The following is a 15,317-nucleotide window of genomic DNA, read 5'->3' as shown; positions in this document are numbered from 1 at the left end:
CGCATGTACTTTCGCCGCGATGAGACTATTTCCCCATGCACTCAGCGAGTAATTTAATAAAAAACTCGCTGCCTTTACGCTCACAAAATTGAATATTGCGCTCGGGAATAGATTCTGGGTCGTTGTAGTTAGCAAGGGCGAACTCCATACTGGCCTCGCGAATTATATGCAGGGTTGGGTAGGGGGCGCGGTTGGTAAAATTGGCCGCCGAATCCTGTGGTTCATCCTCGAAGCAATAGTCGGGATGAAAATGCGCGAGCTGATACACGCCTTCATAGTCGTTGTCGAATAAGGCGTCGTTCGCCATATCGACGAGATCGAGATAAGTGTAAAAGCCCTCAAAACCTCGGGGCAGAATAAACAGCGTGGTTTCGGCTTCGGGGTGGGCGTCGAGGTATTGGCACTCTTCGATTAATGCCTTAAGCACGAGTTTGACTTTGGTTTGTTCAACCACTAGATACCGAATACTGCCGCGCTCGACTTCTTGTCTGGCGAAGGGGCAAATATTGTATTTCATGATCACTTTTTTGACCCAGTTGTCGGTTTGTTCAATGATCATGTCGATTTCGTTCATGGTGGTCGTGGCTCGTGCTGACAAAAATTAGGGGGCGATCATAGGGATGATAGACGCCACAAGCAAGACTGCCATCGTGATATTGAAGATCTTCTGTTGGCGCTCATTTTTTAAAATGCGCTTAAGGGCCACGCCAAAACCGAGCCACACAATGGCGCAGGGGAAGGCGACACATAAAAATACTGTCGCGATAGTAATCACTTGCGGGGTTAAATCTTGCTGTACTGATGTGAATGTTGCAATTGCGCCCACCGCCATGATCCAGCCCTTAGGATTCACCCATTGAAACGCCGCAGCTTGGATAAAACTAAAGGGTTTGGCAATGGCTTTGCCTTCCATCTTGCTACTGCTGTTGGCGATAAGCCAAGACAGATACAAAAGGTAACCTATGCCGACGACTTTAATCACTTGATGGATGATAGGATAGCTTTGGAAGAGCGCGCTTAAGCCCAAACCAATCGCGAGGATCATGGTTGGGAAGCCAAGGCTTATTCCCATCAGATGCGGAATACTGCGTTTTACGCCGAAGTTAACCCCTGAGGTCATCAGCATAATGTTGTTCGGCCCTGGGGTGATCCCCGATGAGAAGGCGAATAGCGCGATAGCGAGTATTAACTCCATAGATAGATCTCACACCTTTTGTTGTCGTTTTTGGCATTATGATAGGGAAATCTACCTCGAATTTACGTGCCGAAGTATGACTATCACTGACGTTAAGCGAAGCATTCTAGCGGGTAAACGGAACCGCGCCTATACGCAGGGTGGGCTTTATAAGTAACAAATCATAACGAATTGGACCGGGGTGATTGTCTTACCGTAGTCCTTGTCGATAAGCACGATTTAACATCATGATGCATATAGACTTTCAGTCTGAGAAATAGCAACTATCCTTAAGCTGTAAAAATCGCAATAAGGGAAAGAGCATGTATTTACCACAGAAAATTGGGCGTTTATTGACGCTTTTAACCATCAGTTTGGCCGTGTTGACGGCCTGTGTGAGTGTGGAGGATTCGCAGGTGTTGCGAACCACAGTCGTGACTTCGGGGGATTTGAGCCAATTACCGCCGAGCGCCATGACCTACAGTTGGCATCCCACTTTACAGAAAATCTTTGTTGATCCTAGGCTCGATAAACAGCAAGTCCAGCAACATATGCAGGATACCCTTAAAAAGGTGCTACTGACGAAAGGGTATCGCTGGGTAGAAGATACGCAACTCGCTGACTTCCAAGTGGGTTTTGGGGTTGCCATGGGTACACAAATGTCTGACGAGCAGATATTGGCCGCTGCAGGCTTAGTGCCGGGTCTGTCAAACCAAGGTGTGGATCCTAAAAAATACGATAAGGGTTCAGTACTCATTAGCCTTTTTAAGCCGACAGCGATCGTGGGGCAATCTTCTGAAATGGTATGGCGAGTCCTTGCCCAAGGCTTTGCCAACATTAAGGATATGGATGAAGTCAAAACCCGTTTCGATGGTTTAATCGATGAAATGTTGTCAGCGCTGCCCGTCACCCATGCGGTGCAATAATGCCGTCAACTAGGCGCAATCATAAGGCGAGTGAGATACTCGCTTTGTTCTTTTAGTGATCATAGTTTAGGCTGTAACAAGCATAAACAGGACGATTTACCGTCCTGTTTATAGGACTTAGTCTGACGTCCGGTTAGCACTTATAAAGGGAGATTATTATGACTCAAAGCATCTTTGTTAATTTGGCAGTCGAGAGCGTTCAGGATTCACGCGCTTTCTACTCAGGTCTTGGTTTTGGCATCAATGAGCAATACAGCAATGAGCAGGCTGCCTGCGTCGTCATTGCGGACAATATTTATGTGATGCTGCTGGCTAAGCCTTTTTTCTCTGGTTTTACCGATAAGGTGATTGCGGATGCTCATACCACGACAGAAGTGCTCAATTGCCTAGACTGCGACAGTCGAGAGCGTGTCGATCACTTGGTTAAGCTTGCCGAGCAGCATGGCGGCAAAGCCTATCGTCAAGCGCAAGATCAAGGATTTATGTATGGCCATGCGTTTGAAGATCCCGATGGGCATATCTGGGAACTTGTTCATATGGAAGCGCAAGGTTAGTGCATCCTCTTGCACATTCCTCTAAACCAAGCTTGTCCAATAATAGCGCGCGTTGCGTGAGACCTAAGCTGTACACAAGGCAGCGCGCCTATGTTTAATTAACCAGCCTATCTTAAGCTGGCTTATTCCCTCGGTTGGAAATATGAGTCTCAAGAAATTCCTTTATAAAATCAAAATCATCCACATTTATTTCCCTAGGTGTGAACGACACTTGGCCGGAAATGTGGGCAAAGTTGATCGTGAAGCTACGTATGCCTCTGCGTTTTGAGTATTTTGTACTGGCAATGTCATCCAAAGGGACAAACTGCTGCTTCATCTCAAAAAGATGAAATTCGGCATCGTAAACATGAAAAATGAGGCCTTCTTGATAGATATCAATGTAATAGCCATCTGGCCCCGCTTCGGCTAATTTCCTTTGTTCATTTTTAGCGGCTTTGCCTAGTCTTATCGATTCAGAAATGATCATGAAGACGAAGAAAAATGCCACCACAACGGCTAAAACGACAACAATAGTAAATCCTATATCCCATGGTTCTGTCGAAAGCGATGCAGTCAGTTCCTTCCAAGGGCCGCTTGCTATTATCAGCGGGATTATCAAGAGCAAAAATATTCCAGATTGCTTACTACGTAATTTTTGTTGGAATGCACAGCGACGGATAAAATGTTGAGGTCCTTGTTTCATCAAAAATATTCCATATAAAGATGTTTTTTACTTTGGGGAAGCCAAGCGCTATTTTCATCCATACGGAGGCAAGGCTCGAGTTCCTCGGGGTAATAACGAGACGGCGGCAATCAATTAACCTATGCTCTGGCACAGTTTCAATGCATGAGCATGCCGAGGTTTCGCTATCAGTGTGTTGATAACCATGACAGATAGCAACACACTGAATTGCATAAAAATGAAGTTATATTAGCTCTACGCTCACTTCATAGGCGGTGAATTTACGAATGTTAATCACGCCCGTATCGAAGATCAGATACTGACCTTTAATCCCCTGTAAAATTCCGCTTACCACCCCATTTTTATCGAAGTTGTGGGAAGTGATCTTTTTCGGAAAGGTGTCGATGGGATAGTGAATTGACTGAATCGTTTCATCTAAACGCTCGATACTGTAATCGCCTTTTTGCATGCCGATTTCGTGCAACTTAGCCTCAATTTGCGGGATAAGTTCTGCAGCTTTAGCATTTAAATCGATATCATCGGCGTGGCCCTTGAGCATCGCTTGCCAATGGGTTTTATCGTTCACCAGTTTGGCCAATTCTACTTCGACTAAGCCTGAGAGTTGCCTTGTTGACACTTTAAAAATCGGCAAACCTTGGGTGGCACCTTGGTCAATCCAGCGGGTAGGCAGTTGCGTGTGGCGGGTAATGCCGACTTTAACGCCCGAAGTATTCGCCAAATACACATAATGTGGCACAAAACAGTGGCTCTGGGCCCACTCTGGCTCGCGGCAAGTACCTTGGTCGTAATGGCAGGTTTCCGGCTTCATGATGCACATATCGCAACTCGCCAGCTTTTGCATACAGACAAAACAGTGGCCCTGCGAATAACTCTTCTTGCTCTTTTTACCGCAGTTGCAGCAGAAGATATTGCCAGTGTGGGTCAAGGTTAATTGCTTGCCTATCAATGGATTGAGCGGGAGTAACTCATCACCGACAACAAGTTGATATTGCACTTGTTGCGCGTCATCTAACTGTACGCGCATCTTTTTTAGCGTTCCTAACATGGTAATCCTAATGTGTTGCGTTCTGGTGCAGCTTAGTCGCTCATCATGCGGTCTAGTGCACGCTTTCGTTATATCGTCATTGCGTGGCCGTCAGTATACAAGATTATCCAAGCCAGTTTAGATAGGATTTTTCGATAAGTGAGTCTTTGTAAACTGTACTCAACTCCATCATCTCAATCAGACTTTTTGAGGGTAATGATTTGAGTCTTATGATGAAAACCAGTAAGTTACCCAGCATTACAAATGGAGGTGTACTTATGCGGTTGGTTTTAGTGCTGATGTTTTTCTTTTCAACGGCTGTCTTCGCACAGACGGATAAGACGGTAATTCATTCAGAAATCTTGAATGATGACATCAACTTACAAATCCATTTGCCAGATACCTATGCGCATTCCAACGACTTTAACTATCCGGTATTAATCGTACTAGATGGCTCTACCCAATTTGAGCATGTGGCGGCGAATGTCGGCTTTTTAAGTACTTATGCCATTATTCCGGAAATGATCACCGTTGGCGTGAGTTCGAATCAACGGATGAAGTATTTCACGCCGACTCGAATCGCTAAATTTAAAGACAGCTCCGGTGGTGCTGAACGGTTCAGGCAATTTTTAGAGCAAGAGCTACTCAGCGAATTAGGCAAAAAATACCGCACCTCGGATTATCAAATACTCACGGGCCATTCCTTAGCTGGGCTGTTTACGAGTTATGTGGCCTTGACGCCTAATAGCCAATTTGATGCGGTCATTTCAATCAGTCCCAGTTTATGGTGGGACAGTGATTGGCTAGTGCTTAAGTCGGCAGAGTTATTACACGCTAAGCGTGCAAAACCACTGCGCTGGTTTTTGAGTATGGCAAGTGAACCCAATGAAATGGCAAGCGCGTTTGCGGCGCAAATTAAGCAGTTGCAAGACAGCTTAGGCCCAAACCCATCGGGCATGGGTAACGCATCAAAGCAACTGTATTGGTTTTACAAACACTTCCCCGATGAAACCCACGACAGTACGCCGCTTGTTGGCAATATTGAGGCATTAAAGACCCTTTTTGCCGGTTGGAATGCCGTGCCTGAAATTGCCGTTATGCCACTCAAGGACATAAAACACTTCTATCGACAAAAGAGCGCTGAGTTCGGCTATGAATTTCCACTCTTTGCTCAGCAATATAATGTTTATGGACTCAAAGCCACTTATGAACAAAAAACGGCTTGGGGCGTTGAAATTCTTGAAGAAGGGACGCGCATGTTCCCCAATTCAGAGGTGCTATGGGACAGTTTAGCGACCGCCTATGATCTGGATGGGCAGCTTGAGCAGGCGATTAAAGCCTCCGATAAAGCCGTGTTACTGGCAAAACAAACGGATTCCGTGTTTTTAAATGAGATCCTCAGTCAAGCTAAACACTTGCAGTCGCAAGCGAAAAAGTAACCGCTCCAAGAGAGGGGGTGACTACAAAGTTGCAACATGTTTGGACAAGTCTCACGCCGCTAGGTAATCTTGTGATCTTTTTGTTCGTCGAGAATTTATCTTGCCTGCCAACCTGTTATTACTGCTTGCCGCCGCGATTTGGGGCTTTGGATTTGTTGCCCAAACCTTAGGCATGGAACATCTTTCCCCCTTTGCGTTTAATGGTATTCGCTTTTTAATGGGGACGTTCAGCTTAGTGCCTTTGGTGTGGTACTTGCGTCGGCAAAATAAGCTGCATGTGAGTGCGCCAAAGGATGTAGTGCGCGGCAGTTTGCTGGTCGGGGTTTTACTGTTTGCGGGCGCGTCATTTCAACAGGTCGGTTTGCAATACACCACGGCAGCGAACGCGGGTTTTATCACTGGCCTATATATAGTGTTAGTGCCTGTGCTTGGGTTAGCGCTAAAACATACGACAGGCTTGAATACTTGGCTTGGCTGCGCGATTGCCGCGGTCGGTTTGTATTTTTTAAGCGTTAAAGATGGCATGAGCATAGGTTATGGCGATGCCTTGCAGTTGATGGGTGCCTTGTTTTGGGCATTGCACATTTTGGCGGTGGATCATTTTGCCAAGCGGATTTCGCCCGTGGTGTTAGCCATGATGCAGTTTTTTGTCTGCGGCGTGCTGAGTTTGATGGTGTCGGCGGTGATTGAAGTCACCACGCTCGATGGCGTGTTGGCAGCTTGGGGTTCACTTTTCTATGCTGGGCTGATTTCGGTAGGGATTGCCTATACCTTGCAAGTGTTGGCGCAGAAAAATGCGCATCCTGCCCATGCGGCGATTATCCTCAGTTTAGAAACCGTATTTGCGGCCATTGGCGGTATTATCTTCCTTGATGAGAGTTTGAGTGTGCGGGCATTATTCGGCTGTGGCTTGATGTTGCTGGGGATGTTGATCTCCCAAGTGCCGCTGCGTTACTTAGTCAAATCTCGGCATCAAAAAGTGAGTTAAACAACAACGCCGCTGGCATCTGCTTAGCGGCGTTTGTATTTTTAGCATTTTAAAAACCGTTCTTAGGTGCCATTTAAGTGCTGTTTGAAAGTGCTATGGCAAATGCACGCTCTAAACGTGTTGGCGTGCTAAGTTTCGCTCGTCGTAAAGGTTAACGGCTTAATCTATCGAGCACGAGATCATCACCTAGGGCATAGAGGGATGTTACCAGTTGATCTTCTTGGGCGAGATCTGTGAGTCCAAGGCCGATAGTCGCCCGAAATAGTGCGATACCTGTGTGGCCAGCGGTTTCATATTGGCTACTAAACTGCTCGATATTGATGCCAAGTGCATTGATTTTATTTGAGATATCGAGCACGAGTCCGGGTCTGTCGTAGGCCACTAGGCTGTAGCTTAAACGTTTGATGGGCTTAAGGGCGACCGAGGTTTTGGCGTAGGTGAGGGTGAGGCTATCGATGCACTCCAGCGCCTCAATGAGTTCGTCCATACGCAAGGCAGGCACTTCGAGCAGCAGAATAGCTGCAAAGATACCGTCGATATGGCGTAATTCTGAGTCGAGCCAGTTGCCGCCGTGGCGGCTCACTGCATGGGCGATTTGTTCTACTAATCCTTTTCTATCAGGTGCTTGTAGTGTGATTAAATATCGTAGCATAGTGACTGACTCCTATTTTTTGTAAAAGGCACCTGTTTTAAAACGGGGTGTAACACAACTGTCATCTTTGCGTCATATAATCCAACGCACTTAGAATAAAGGATGTTGTTATTGCTCAGTTTACGTTCAAACAGTGTAAGCATAGCACTCGGCAAATCCTAGCGAAAAAACTCGCTGGCTATTAATAATAGAGGTTCTTAATGGAAAGTCAGGTCACTCAACCTGGTTCTGCATCGCACAGTATGCTTAAAGGCGGACGCTCGAATCGCAGGGCATTTAAGGATAAAGCGGCGCAAATCGGCGTCACTATCGGCGGCACTATGGTGTTTGTCGCCTTATTGTTGATCTTCTTTTATCTGTTGTATGTGATTAAACCTATTTTCGATAGTGCTGATGTCACACCTGTGAAGACGGTGAGCTATCAACACGCGGATGTTCCGACATTAATGGTGGGCGCTGAAGAGCAAAATGAGGTGATGTACCGTGTGGCCGTTGATGGCCAAGTGGACTTTTATACCGTTGCCGACGGTAACTTACTTTCTAGCTTTACACCGCCATTGCCAGCGGGCGTGACTGTGACCAGTGCCGCCGTTGCCGTGCCGAGCGAACAGCGTTTTGCGCTGGGATTAAGTAATGGTCAGGTGCTCGTGGCTGGCCTAGAGTTTGGTTTGAGTTACCCAAACAACAAGCGTTTAATCACGCCTAAACTGCGTTATCCCGCAGGCGAAACCCCGATCACCATTAATGAAACGGGTGGGGCGATTAATAAACTGACCTTCAGCTATAGCTCAGACAAAATGAGTTTTGCTTATCAAGATGAGAACGGCATTTGGCGTCTGACTCGCCTCGAAGGGCAAGAGAACATGATGACTGAAGAAGTGGAGTGGGTTTCTACTACCTCACAAATTCAAGATGCGCCGAAGAAAGTCTCCCATGAGCTAATGACGCCAGACCAACGTCAATTGATGTTGCAAACCGGCAATAAAATCTTCGTGTATGACATCCGTGATATTGACAGCCTAGATTTGCTGCAGGTGATTGATGTTGAACGGGCTAAAGCCCAAGTGAATAATGTGGCTTTGCTGGCTGGGGCGAGTTCATTACTGGTCAGCTATGACACAGGTATTGTGGCCCAGTACTTCCAAGTTAGTGGTCCAAAAGGGCGTTTATATCAGGAAATTCGCCAGTTTGATGACTTACCGCCTATTGAGTCACTTACCTCTGAATTCTACCGTAAGAGTTTTGCAACTGTGAGCCCAGAGGGCGAGCTGACATTGCTCTACACCACGAGTCATCGTGAACTGTTTGACGAAAAGTTCGACCTTAAAAACCCAGGTAAAATGGGCTTTACCCCACGCTCAAACGGCATAGTCGTTGAAGCGGATAAAAAGCTGCATATCTTCAGTGTGGAAAACTCTCACCCAGAAGTGTCATGGAGCGCTATGTGGGACAAGGTGTGGTACGAAGGTTATCCAGAGCCTAAATACGTGTGGCAATCAACCTCGGGTTCTGACGATTTCGAAGCTAAGCTGAGCTTAATGCCATTGGCCTACGGTACGATGAAAGCGGCATTCTATGCCATGTTGTTTGCCGTGCCTTTAGCCATTGCCGGTGCGATTTACACTGCTTACTTTATGTCGCCTAAGGTGCGCGGTTTCGTTAAACCGACCATCGAAATCATGGAAGCTTTACCAACGGTTATCTTGGGTTTCTTGGCGGGTCTGTGGTTAGCGCCGCTGATCGAAGAACATCTTCCCGGCATCCTGATCTTATTGATCCTCTTGCCGACCTCTATTCTCGCATCGGCCTATGGCTGGAGTCAGTTACCTGCAGCCTGGAAACAACGTTTACCCGAAGTGTACCAAGAGCTGATGTTGATCCCTGTGGTCTGTTTCGTGGGTTGGTTCTCTTTTGCCATCAGCCCTATCATCGAAGTGGCGCTATTTGATGGTAATACCCGTCAATTTATCACTAACGAACTGGGCATCACCTTCGACCAACGTAACGCGCTGGTAGTGGGTATCGCTATGGGTTTTGCGGTTATTCCAACGATTTTCTCTATCGCGGAAGATGCGATTTTCTCTGTGCCACGTCATTTATCGAACGGCAGTTTAGCCTTAGGTGCGACGCCTTGGCAGACACTGACACGCGTGGTGTTGTTAACCGCAAGTCCAGGTATTTTCTCGGCCATCATGATGGGCCTAGGCCGCGCTGTGGGCGAGACCATGATAGTTCTGATGGCCACAGGTAACACTGCGATTATGGAATGGAGCGTGTTTGAAGGGATGCGAACCTTGGCAGCAAACATTGCGGTTGAAATGCCTGAGTCGGCAATCGGTAGTTCGCATTACCGCGTGCTCTTCCTCGCGGCGTTCGTACTATTCATCTTTACATTCTTCTTTAACACCATTGCAGAAGTGGTGAGACAGCGTCTACGTGAACGCTATAGCTCGCTGTAACGGGGATAAGACAATGACACTAAATACAATTTCGCCAGTGACCTTGAGAGGTTTGTGCAATGGGTAAGTGGGTAAAATCAGGCTCGCCATGGATATGGATGACGGGCGGTGCGGTGAGCATCAGTTTGATTGCCGTCTTAGGCTTATTACTGTTAATCGCTTGGCGTGGCTTAAGTTACTTTTGGCCAGCAACGGTTTACCAGTGGGAACTCGAAGATAACACTGGGGTACGTTCGACCTTAATTGGGGAAGTTTACGATAGGGAAGAAGTCCCTACTGAGCGTTTGATTGCTGCGGGCCATGTGTTTAAAGAGCATCCTGGCGAGTTCGTCACCCGTTATTTAGTGAAGACAGGTAACCGCGAATTTGTGGGGCTGGATTTCCGCTGGATATTAAGCACTGACATTTTGAGCCGTTCTATGCCAAGCGATGTCGCCATGATTGAGCGGGCTAAAAACGGTAACTTCTACGGTTATCCAATCGCTGTGATTGAAAACGGCAAGCGTCTGGATTTAGTCAACGATGCGATTGAATCTTCCTTGATGGAGCATATCGAACGCGCTGTGGCCTTATCGGACAAAGCGGTGGATTTGCAGAAGCAAGACATTGGCTCGATCAACTACGCGATTGAAAAGCTGCGTTTGCAGGAGCGTCGTTACGAGTTAGAGGGTGAACTCACTGATAGCAACAAAGCTGAGTTAGAGGCCAAGCGAGCGCAACTGCAGAAAGATTACTTAGTGCTTGAAAAAGCGTTATTTGCCCTACGTGATGAAGCAGCGCGAGATTCTGTTATCGTGCGTGATATGCGCGGTGAAGAAGTCGAGCTTAAGCTGGATACAGTGCTGGATGTGACCTATGTAAACCACTTAAGCTTCATTGGCAAAATAGGTAAATGGTTCGTCGGTATCGGCCGCTTTGTGAGTGACGACCCGCGTGAAGCCAACACTGAGGGCGGCGTGTTCCCCGCGATTTTTGGTACCGTTTTTATGGTGCTGCTAATGGCCGTTATTGTGACGCCATTTGGTGTGGTCGCGGCTGTGTATCTGCATGAATATGCGAAGAAAGGCCCGATTACTAAGATGATCCGCATTGCGGTGATTAACTTAGCGGGTGTGCCATCAATTGTGTATGGTGTGTTTGGTTTAGGTTTCTTCGTCTACATGATGGGCGGCTCTATCGACCAATTGTTTTACCCTGAAGCGTTACCGTCACCGACCTTTGGTTCACCTGGGGTGATTTGGTCGGCATTAACCTTAGCCATTTTAACCTTGCCTGTGGTTATCGTCTCAACCGAAGAAGGTTTGAGCCGTATTCCGAGCGCGGTGCGTCAGGGTAGTTTGGCACTGGGCGCCACGAAAGCTGAGACACTGTGGCGCATTGTGATCCCAATGGCGAGCCCAGCTATCATGACGGGTTTGATTTTAGCGGTCGCCCGCGCCGCCGGTGAAGTGGCCCCATTGATGTTGGTGGGTGTAGTGAAACTCGCACCCACATTACCACTGGACTTTAACTTCCCGTTTGTGCATTTAGAACGTAAGTTCATGCACTTAGGCTTCCATATTTATGATGTGGGCTTCCAGAGCCCTAACGTTGAAGCGGCACGTCCTCTGGTGTATGCGACCTCCTTCTTGCTGGTGTCTGTGATTGTGGCACTTAACTTGACGGCCATTGGCGTACGTAACCATTTACGTGAAAAATATCGTTCGCTTGAGCACTAATCAGCGATTATCCTGAAAGTATTAGGACTGAATATGATTTCTATAGATTCGACAGCAATGAAAACCAACAACTTTGATTTAGCGAACTTAAGCCAGACTGACACAGCGTTGGAGATCCGTAACTTAGATTTGCGCTATGGCAGTAAACAAGCGCTGTTTAATGTATCGATGAAGATCCCCAAAAAACAAGTGACCGCCTTTATCGGCCCTAGTGGTTGTGGTAAGTCAACATTATTGCGCTGTATTAATCGCATGAACGACTTGGTGGATAACTGCCATATCGACGGTGAAATTTTGCTGCACGGTCAGAATATTTACGACAAGAAAATCGACGTCGCGGCCCTGCGCCGTAACGTGGGTATGGTGTTCCAGCGCCCGAATCCGTTTCCTAAGTCGATTTATGAAAACGTCGTTTATGGTTTGAGATTGCAAGGGTTGAATAACCGTCGTGAACTCGACGAAGCGGCCGAGCGTTCGCTGCGCGGCGCGGCGATTTGGGACGAAGTCAAAGACAGATTGCACGATAATGCCTTTGGTTTATCTGGCGGTCAGCAACAACGTCTGGTAATTGCCCGTGCCATTGCCATCGAGCCTGAAGTGTTGTTACTCGATGAACCCACATCGGCACTCGACCCGATTTCTACATTGACGATTGAAGAGCTGATCACCGAACTTAAGACGAAATACACTGTGGTTATTGTGACTCACAACATGCAACAGGCGGCGCGGGTGTCAGATCAAACGGCCTTTATGTATATGGGCGAATTGGTCGAATACGCGGATACCAACACGATTTTCACTACACCGAAAAAACGTAAGACCGAAGATTACATCACAGGACGTTACGGTTAATCAGCTCGGTAGCGTTCGGATAAAGCCGCAACCGCAGGCTTTGAGCATGCTTGGTAAACAGTTAAGTAAAAGGTTGGCTAAATGGAAAACATGAATTTAAGTAAGCACATCTCAGGACAGTTTACCGCTGAACTGGATGATATCCGCAATCGCGTACTCGCTATGGGTGGCTTGGTTGAACGTCAGCTTGAGCAAGCCATTGACGCGCTCAGCGCACTTGATGCTGAACTTGCGCAGCGGGTTATCGATGGCGATCACAAGGTCAATGGCATGGAAGTGTCTATCGACGAAGAGTGCACCCGTATTATCGCCAAGCGTCAACCAGCGGCCAGCGACTTACGCCTGATTATCGCCATCTCAAAAACCATCGCCGATCTTGAACGTATTGGTGATGCCTGCGTGCGTATCGCTAAAGCAGCGTTAGATAAGCGTTTGAATAATCAGCAACCTTTGTTAGTTAGCATTGAAAATATGGGCCGTCACGCGACCCGCATGTTGCATGCAACCTTAGATGCCTTAGCACGTATGGATGCTGATACAGCCTTAGAGCTGCACAAAGAAGATGCCAAACTTGACCGCGAATACGAAGGGATTATCCGTCAATTAATGACCTATATGATGGAAGATCCGCGTTCTATCCCAGACGTCTTAGACGTACTGTGGGCAGCGCGTGCGGTTGAACGTGTTGGCGACCGTTGTAAAAATATCTGTGAATACATCATCTACTATGTGAAAGGCAAAGACGTTCGCCATACTTCCTACGAAGATATGGAAAAGGACATGAAAGGCTAACACACGCATTAATCTGCTGTTGTAATGCCTCAATACAACGCTCCGCAGCCTCTGTGGAGCGTTTTGCTTTTAGGATGCTGAGCAAGGATCGCGAGATAGAGAAGCGAGCTAGGATTTTGGGCTATGGATTGTGAAATTGGATAGCTAAATTGAATAGTTAAATTAGATTATGAACTGGCATTCTGGATCGGTACCGCGAATAAAGAAGGCAATTTTTGTGTTTACAATAAATTAACCTTTGTTTAATCTGATGCTTGCAATAAGTTTTAGCCTTTTGGAAAAGGGCGGTAGACCTAGATAGTGAAAGCAGTCGAGGCCTAATTGCTAGCGTTTTTGTGTTTAGCTGTGGGATTGATATCACAGCATGTTAACCTCAGAATTTAACCGCCACCCTATTTGTTACCGCTAAGGTTTGGGGTTAGCAGCGCAACGGAATGGGCGCTGTGTCGGCGATAACATGGATAAGTTGATGAGCCCATTATTGTATTCTTTAAAGCAAGGTTTCGAAGCTCTTAAAAGTATTCGAAATCATATTTCTGAAGCGAATTTACCCGCTGATTTCCCCCGCGCTGAATTACCGCCACTGTCCGAGAACGCTAAAGCCGAGCTATTGCAGCTATTAGCGCCGTTAGAAGCCTATCGAATTGAAAAGCTTGAAACTAAACTCTCCCGTAAAAAATGGGCGAAGCGTCTAGGTTGGCTATTGTGCCTGCCCGCACTGGCTTTTGATTTAATCTCGTTAGCCTCTAACAATGACCCAACCATTTTGAGCCTGATCGTCCTCGCCGGCATTTTGATGTGGGTTCATCTGCCTGAAATGCAATATAAGCGCCATTACAAATATAAAATCTTGCCTGTTTTACTCAAAAAACTAGGGGACTACCGTTATAGCCCCGACTCCTGTGTCAACCTTGATTCAGTGGCAGATTTCGAACTTATGCCCCGTTTTAGCAAGCAACAATCAGAGGATCATATTCGCGGCAAGGTAGAGGATATCAGCTTCGAATTTTGCGAATTAACCTTAAAATCCCGCGGCAGTAAGTCAGACAAGATCCAATTTAAAGGTGGGGTAGTGATCATGACGATGCCCTTTAGCTTTGAATCCCATACTGTTGTCAGCCAAGACTATGGCTCCCTTGGTAACACCATGGCAGGCATAAAGAAACCCAGAGTGAAACTCGAAAGCGTGACCTTTGAAGCCATGTTTGAAGTGTATTCCCACGACCAACATTACGCGCGATATCTATTGTCTCCCGCCGTAATGGAACGCCTCGTTGAACTGGAACAGTTATTCCGTAAAACGGCGCGCGGGTCGGGGCTGAGTATCGAATTTAAAGCCAATAAAGTGCTGATCATGGCCAGCTATTTTGGCAATTTATTTGATACCGTCGACATCAATTTACCCACCCATGATATGTCGAAAATTCCGCAGTTACAGCAGGAGTTAGTCTTGATTACTGGCATCATCAAACAGCTAAAATTGGATTATCTTGCAACGCAAAATCTAGCGACACAGCAGACACTTGAGAGGATTAAGACGCTAGCGGGTTAACTTGAGCAGTTCTTTTCTCTGTATTTTGAACTGTACTTTGAGCAGGCTTTTATTCGTCGTGAGAAGAGGTTGCTTCAGAGGACTTAGCGTTTGCAGGTATCCACTCATAAAGGCTTGCCATGGCATTTACTCATCGACTCGGTGAATAGAAACCTAGGGTTTTGAGCTTATGAACGAGAGCCATGATCGTTCTCATGCATCCCTGCATTGCACGACATTCAGGCGTCCTGCCTATCAGATGGCGAACTGGTCGTTAAACAGTCCGTCCTTGGATGCTCGACCACCCCGCCCATGGTGCGGACGGTCGTCTCGCTAATCACCATGGCTAGCCTTTAGCATTAGCGTAATCTGTAAGTTTTAAAGAAATACACAGCACGTTTTGGGACAAAACCTTGTTAGATAATTCACTCTTATGAGCCAGATTCGGATTAGCTATTCTATTAGTAATGCTTCGTTTGGCTACAAACTAATCAATGAACGATATAACCAGTCGGAATAGGCATAA

General features: G+C 46.8%; 14 protein-coding genes. 9 read left to right on the top strand and 5 right to left on the bottom strand.

Features of this window, described 5'->3' with window-relative positions:
- Positions 1-25 precede the first annotated feature (25 nt).
- Positions 26-574 (bottom strand): DUF1415 domain-containing protein, encoded by a 549-nt coding sequence (locus tag K5Q99_RS15050; protein WP_220777321.1) that lies wholly within the window; start codon positions 572-574, stop codon positions 26-28.
- A gap of 27 nt (positions 575-601) precedes the next feature.
- Entirely contained in the window at positions 602-1,195 is a 594-nt protein-coding gene (locus K5Q99_RS15045) for a LysE family translocator (RefSeq protein WP_115335073.1), read from the bottom strand.
- A 302-nt stretch (positions 1,196-1,497) separates the two neighbouring features.
- On the opposite strand from K5Q99_RS15045, the gene K5Q99_RS15040 reads away from it, so the two are divergent.
- On the top strand, positions 1,498-2,100 hold the full coding sequence (locus K5Q99_RS15040) for a DUF4136 domain-containing protein (protein WP_220777320.1): 603 nt from the start codon (positions 1,498-1,500) through the stop codon (positions 2,098-2,100).
- A 158-nt stretch (positions 2,101-2,258) separates the two neighbouring features.
- On the top strand, positions 2,259-2,654 hold the full coding sequence (locus K5Q99_RS15035) for a VOC family protein (RefSeq protein WP_220777319.1): 396 nt from the start codon (positions 2,259-2,261) through the stop codon (positions 2,652-2,654).
- 112 nt (positions 2,655-2,766) lie between these two features.
- On the opposite strand, the gene K5Q99_RS15030 is transcribed toward K5Q99_RS15035, so the two are convergent.
- Both K5Q99_RS15030 and K5Q99_RS15025 read right to left on the bottom strand, forming a co-directional pair.
- Positions 2,767-3,336, bottom strand: a complete 570-nt coding sequence (locus tag K5Q99_RS15030) for a hypothetical protein (protein WP_220777318.1) — start codon at positions 3,334-3,336, stop codon at positions 2,767-2,769.
- A 223-nt stretch (positions 3,337-3,559) separates the two neighbouring features.
- A complete protein-coding gene (locus K5Q99_RS15025) occupies positions 3,560-4,381 on the bottom strand; it encodes a DUF2797 domain-containing protein (protein ID WP_220777317.1) in 822 nt (273 codons plus the stop codon).
- A gap of 257 nt (positions 4,382-4,638) precedes the next feature.
- Between K5Q99_RS15025 and K5Q99_RS15020 the strand changes: the two genes are divergently transcribed.
- Both K5Q99_RS15020 and K5Q99_RS15015 read left to right on the top strand, forming a co-directional pair.
- Positions 4,639-5,799 (top strand): alpha/beta hydrolase, encoded by a 1,161-nt coding sequence (locus K5Q99_RS15020; protein WP_220777316.1) that lies wholly within the window; start codon positions 4,639-4,641, stop codon positions 5,797-5,799.
- A 100-nt stretch (positions 5,800-5,899) separates the two neighbouring features.
- Entirely contained in the window at positions 5,900-6,787 is an 888-nt protein-coding gene (locus tag K5Q99_RS15015; RefSeq protein ID WP_220777315.1) for a DMT family transporter, read from the top strand.
- A gap of 151 nt (positions 6,788-6,938) precedes the next feature.
- On the opposite strand, the gene K5Q99_RS15010 is transcribed toward K5Q99_RS15015, so the two are convergent.
- On the bottom strand, positions 6,939-7,439 hold the full coding sequence (locus K5Q99_RS15010) for a glycine cleavage system transcriptional repressor (protein WP_106650089.1): 501 nt from the start codon (positions 7,437-7,439) through the stop codon (positions 6,939-6,941).
- A 200-nt stretch (positions 7,440-7,639) separates the two neighbouring features.
- Between K5Q99_RS15010 and K5Q99_RS15005 the strand changes: the two genes are divergently transcribed.
- From K5Q99_RS15005 to K5Q99_RS14985, 5 genes are all read left to right on the top strand, one after another.
- On the top strand, positions 7,640-9,898 hold the full coding sequence (locus K5Q99_RS15005) for an ABC transporter permease subunit (RefSeq protein ID WP_106650090.1): 2,259 nt from the start codon (positions 7,640-7,642) through the stop codon (positions 9,896-9,898).
- A gap of 59 nt (positions 9,899-9,957) precedes the next feature.
- Positions 9,958-11,616 carry a phosphate ABC transporter permease PstA gene (gene pstA, locus K5Q99_RS15000; protein ID WP_220777314.1) on the top strand — a complete coding sequence of 553 codons (1,659 nt, stop codon included), beginning with the start codon at positions 9,958-9,960 and terminating at the stop codon, positions 11,614-11,616.
- 33 nt (positions 11,617-11,649) lie between these two features.
- Positions 11,650-12,468 (top strand): phosphate ABC transporter ATP-binding protein PstB, encoded by an 819-nt coding sequence (gene pstB, locus K5Q99_RS14995; RefSeq protein WP_106650092.1) that lies wholly within the window; start codon positions 11,650-11,652, stop codon positions 12,466-12,468.
- 81 nt (positions 12,469-12,549) lie between these two features.
- A complete protein-coding gene (gene phoU / locus K5Q99_RS14990) occupies positions 12,550-13,260 on the top strand; it encodes a phosphate signaling complex protein PhoU (RefSeq protein WP_106650093.1) in 711 nt (236 codons plus the stop codon).
- Positions 13,261-13,729: 469 nt separating this feature from the next.
- Positions 13,730-14,812, top strand: coding sequence for a DUF3137 domain-containing protein (locus tag K5Q99_RS14985; protein WP_220777313.1), 1,083 nt, complete (start codon positions 13,730-13,732; stop codon positions 14,810-14,812).
- Positions 14,813-15,317 lie beyond the last annotated feature (505 nt).

This window comes from Shewanella hafniensis, assembly GCF_019655335.1.
Taxonomy (GTDB): Bacteria; Pseudomonadota; Gammaproteobacteria; order Enterobacterales; family Shewanellaceae; genus Shewanella; species Shewanella hafniensis.
The sequence above is the reverse complement of the archived record's forward strand: the minus strand, read 5'-3'. Positions and strand labels throughout refer to the sequence as shown.

What these genes read in the sequence shown, in the direction of transcription:
- K5Q99_RS15050 (WP_220777321.1), bottom strand. Translation starts at nt 574, where the DNA reads ATGAACGAAATCGACATGATCATTGAACAAACCGACAACTGGGTCAAA.
- K5Q99_RS15045 (WP_115335073.1), bottom strand. Translation starts at nt 1,195, where the DNA reads ATGGAGTTAATACTCGCTATCGCGCTATTCGCCTTCTCATCGGGGATC.
- K5Q99_RS15040 (WP_220777320.1), top strand. Translation starts at nt 1,498, where the DNA reads ATGTATTTACCACAGAAAATTGGGCGTTTATTGACGCTTTTAACCATC.
- K5Q99_RS15035 (WP_220777319.1), top strand. Translation starts at nt 2,259, where the DNA reads ATGACTCAAAGCATCTTTGTTAATTTGGCAGTCGAGAGCGTTCAGGAT.
- K5Q99_RS15030 (WP_220777318.1), bottom strand. Translation starts at nt 3,336, where the DNA reads ATGAAACAAGGACCTCAACATTTTATCCGTCGCTGTGCATTCCAACAA.
- K5Q99_RS15025 (WP_220777317.1), bottom strand. Translation starts at nt 4,381, where the DNA reads ATGTTAGGAACGCTAAAAAAGATGCGCGTACAGTTAGATGACGCGCAA.
- K5Q99_RS15020 (WP_220777316.1), top strand. Translation starts at nt 4,639, where the DNA reads ATGCGGTTGGTTTTAGTGCTGATGTTTTTCTTTTCAACGGCTGTCTTC.
- K5Q99_RS15010 (WP_106650089.1), bottom strand. Translation starts at nt 7,439, where the DNA reads ATGCTACGATATTTAATCACACTACAAGCACCTGATAGAAAAGGATTA.
- K5Q99_RS15005 (WP_106650090.1), top strand. Translation starts at nt 7,640, where the DNA reads ATGGAAAGTCAGGTCACTCAACCTGGTTCTGCATCGCACAGTATGCTT.
- pstA (WP_220777314.1), top strand. Translation starts at nt 9,958, where the DNA reads ATGGGTAAGTGGGTAAAATCAGGCTCGCCATGGATATGGATGACGGGC.
- pstB (WP_106650092.1), top strand. Translation starts at nt 11,650, where the DNA reads ATGATTTCTATAGATTCGACAGCAATGAAAACCAACAACTTTGATTTA.
- phoU (WP_106650093.1), top strand. Translation starts at nt 12,550, where the DNA reads ATGGAAAACATGAATTTAAGTAAGCACATCTCAGGACAGTTTACCGCT.
- K5Q99_RS14985 (WP_220777313.1), top strand. Translation starts at nt 13,730, where the DNA reads ATGAGCCCATTATTGTATTCTTTAAAGCAAGGTTTCGAAGCTCTTAAA.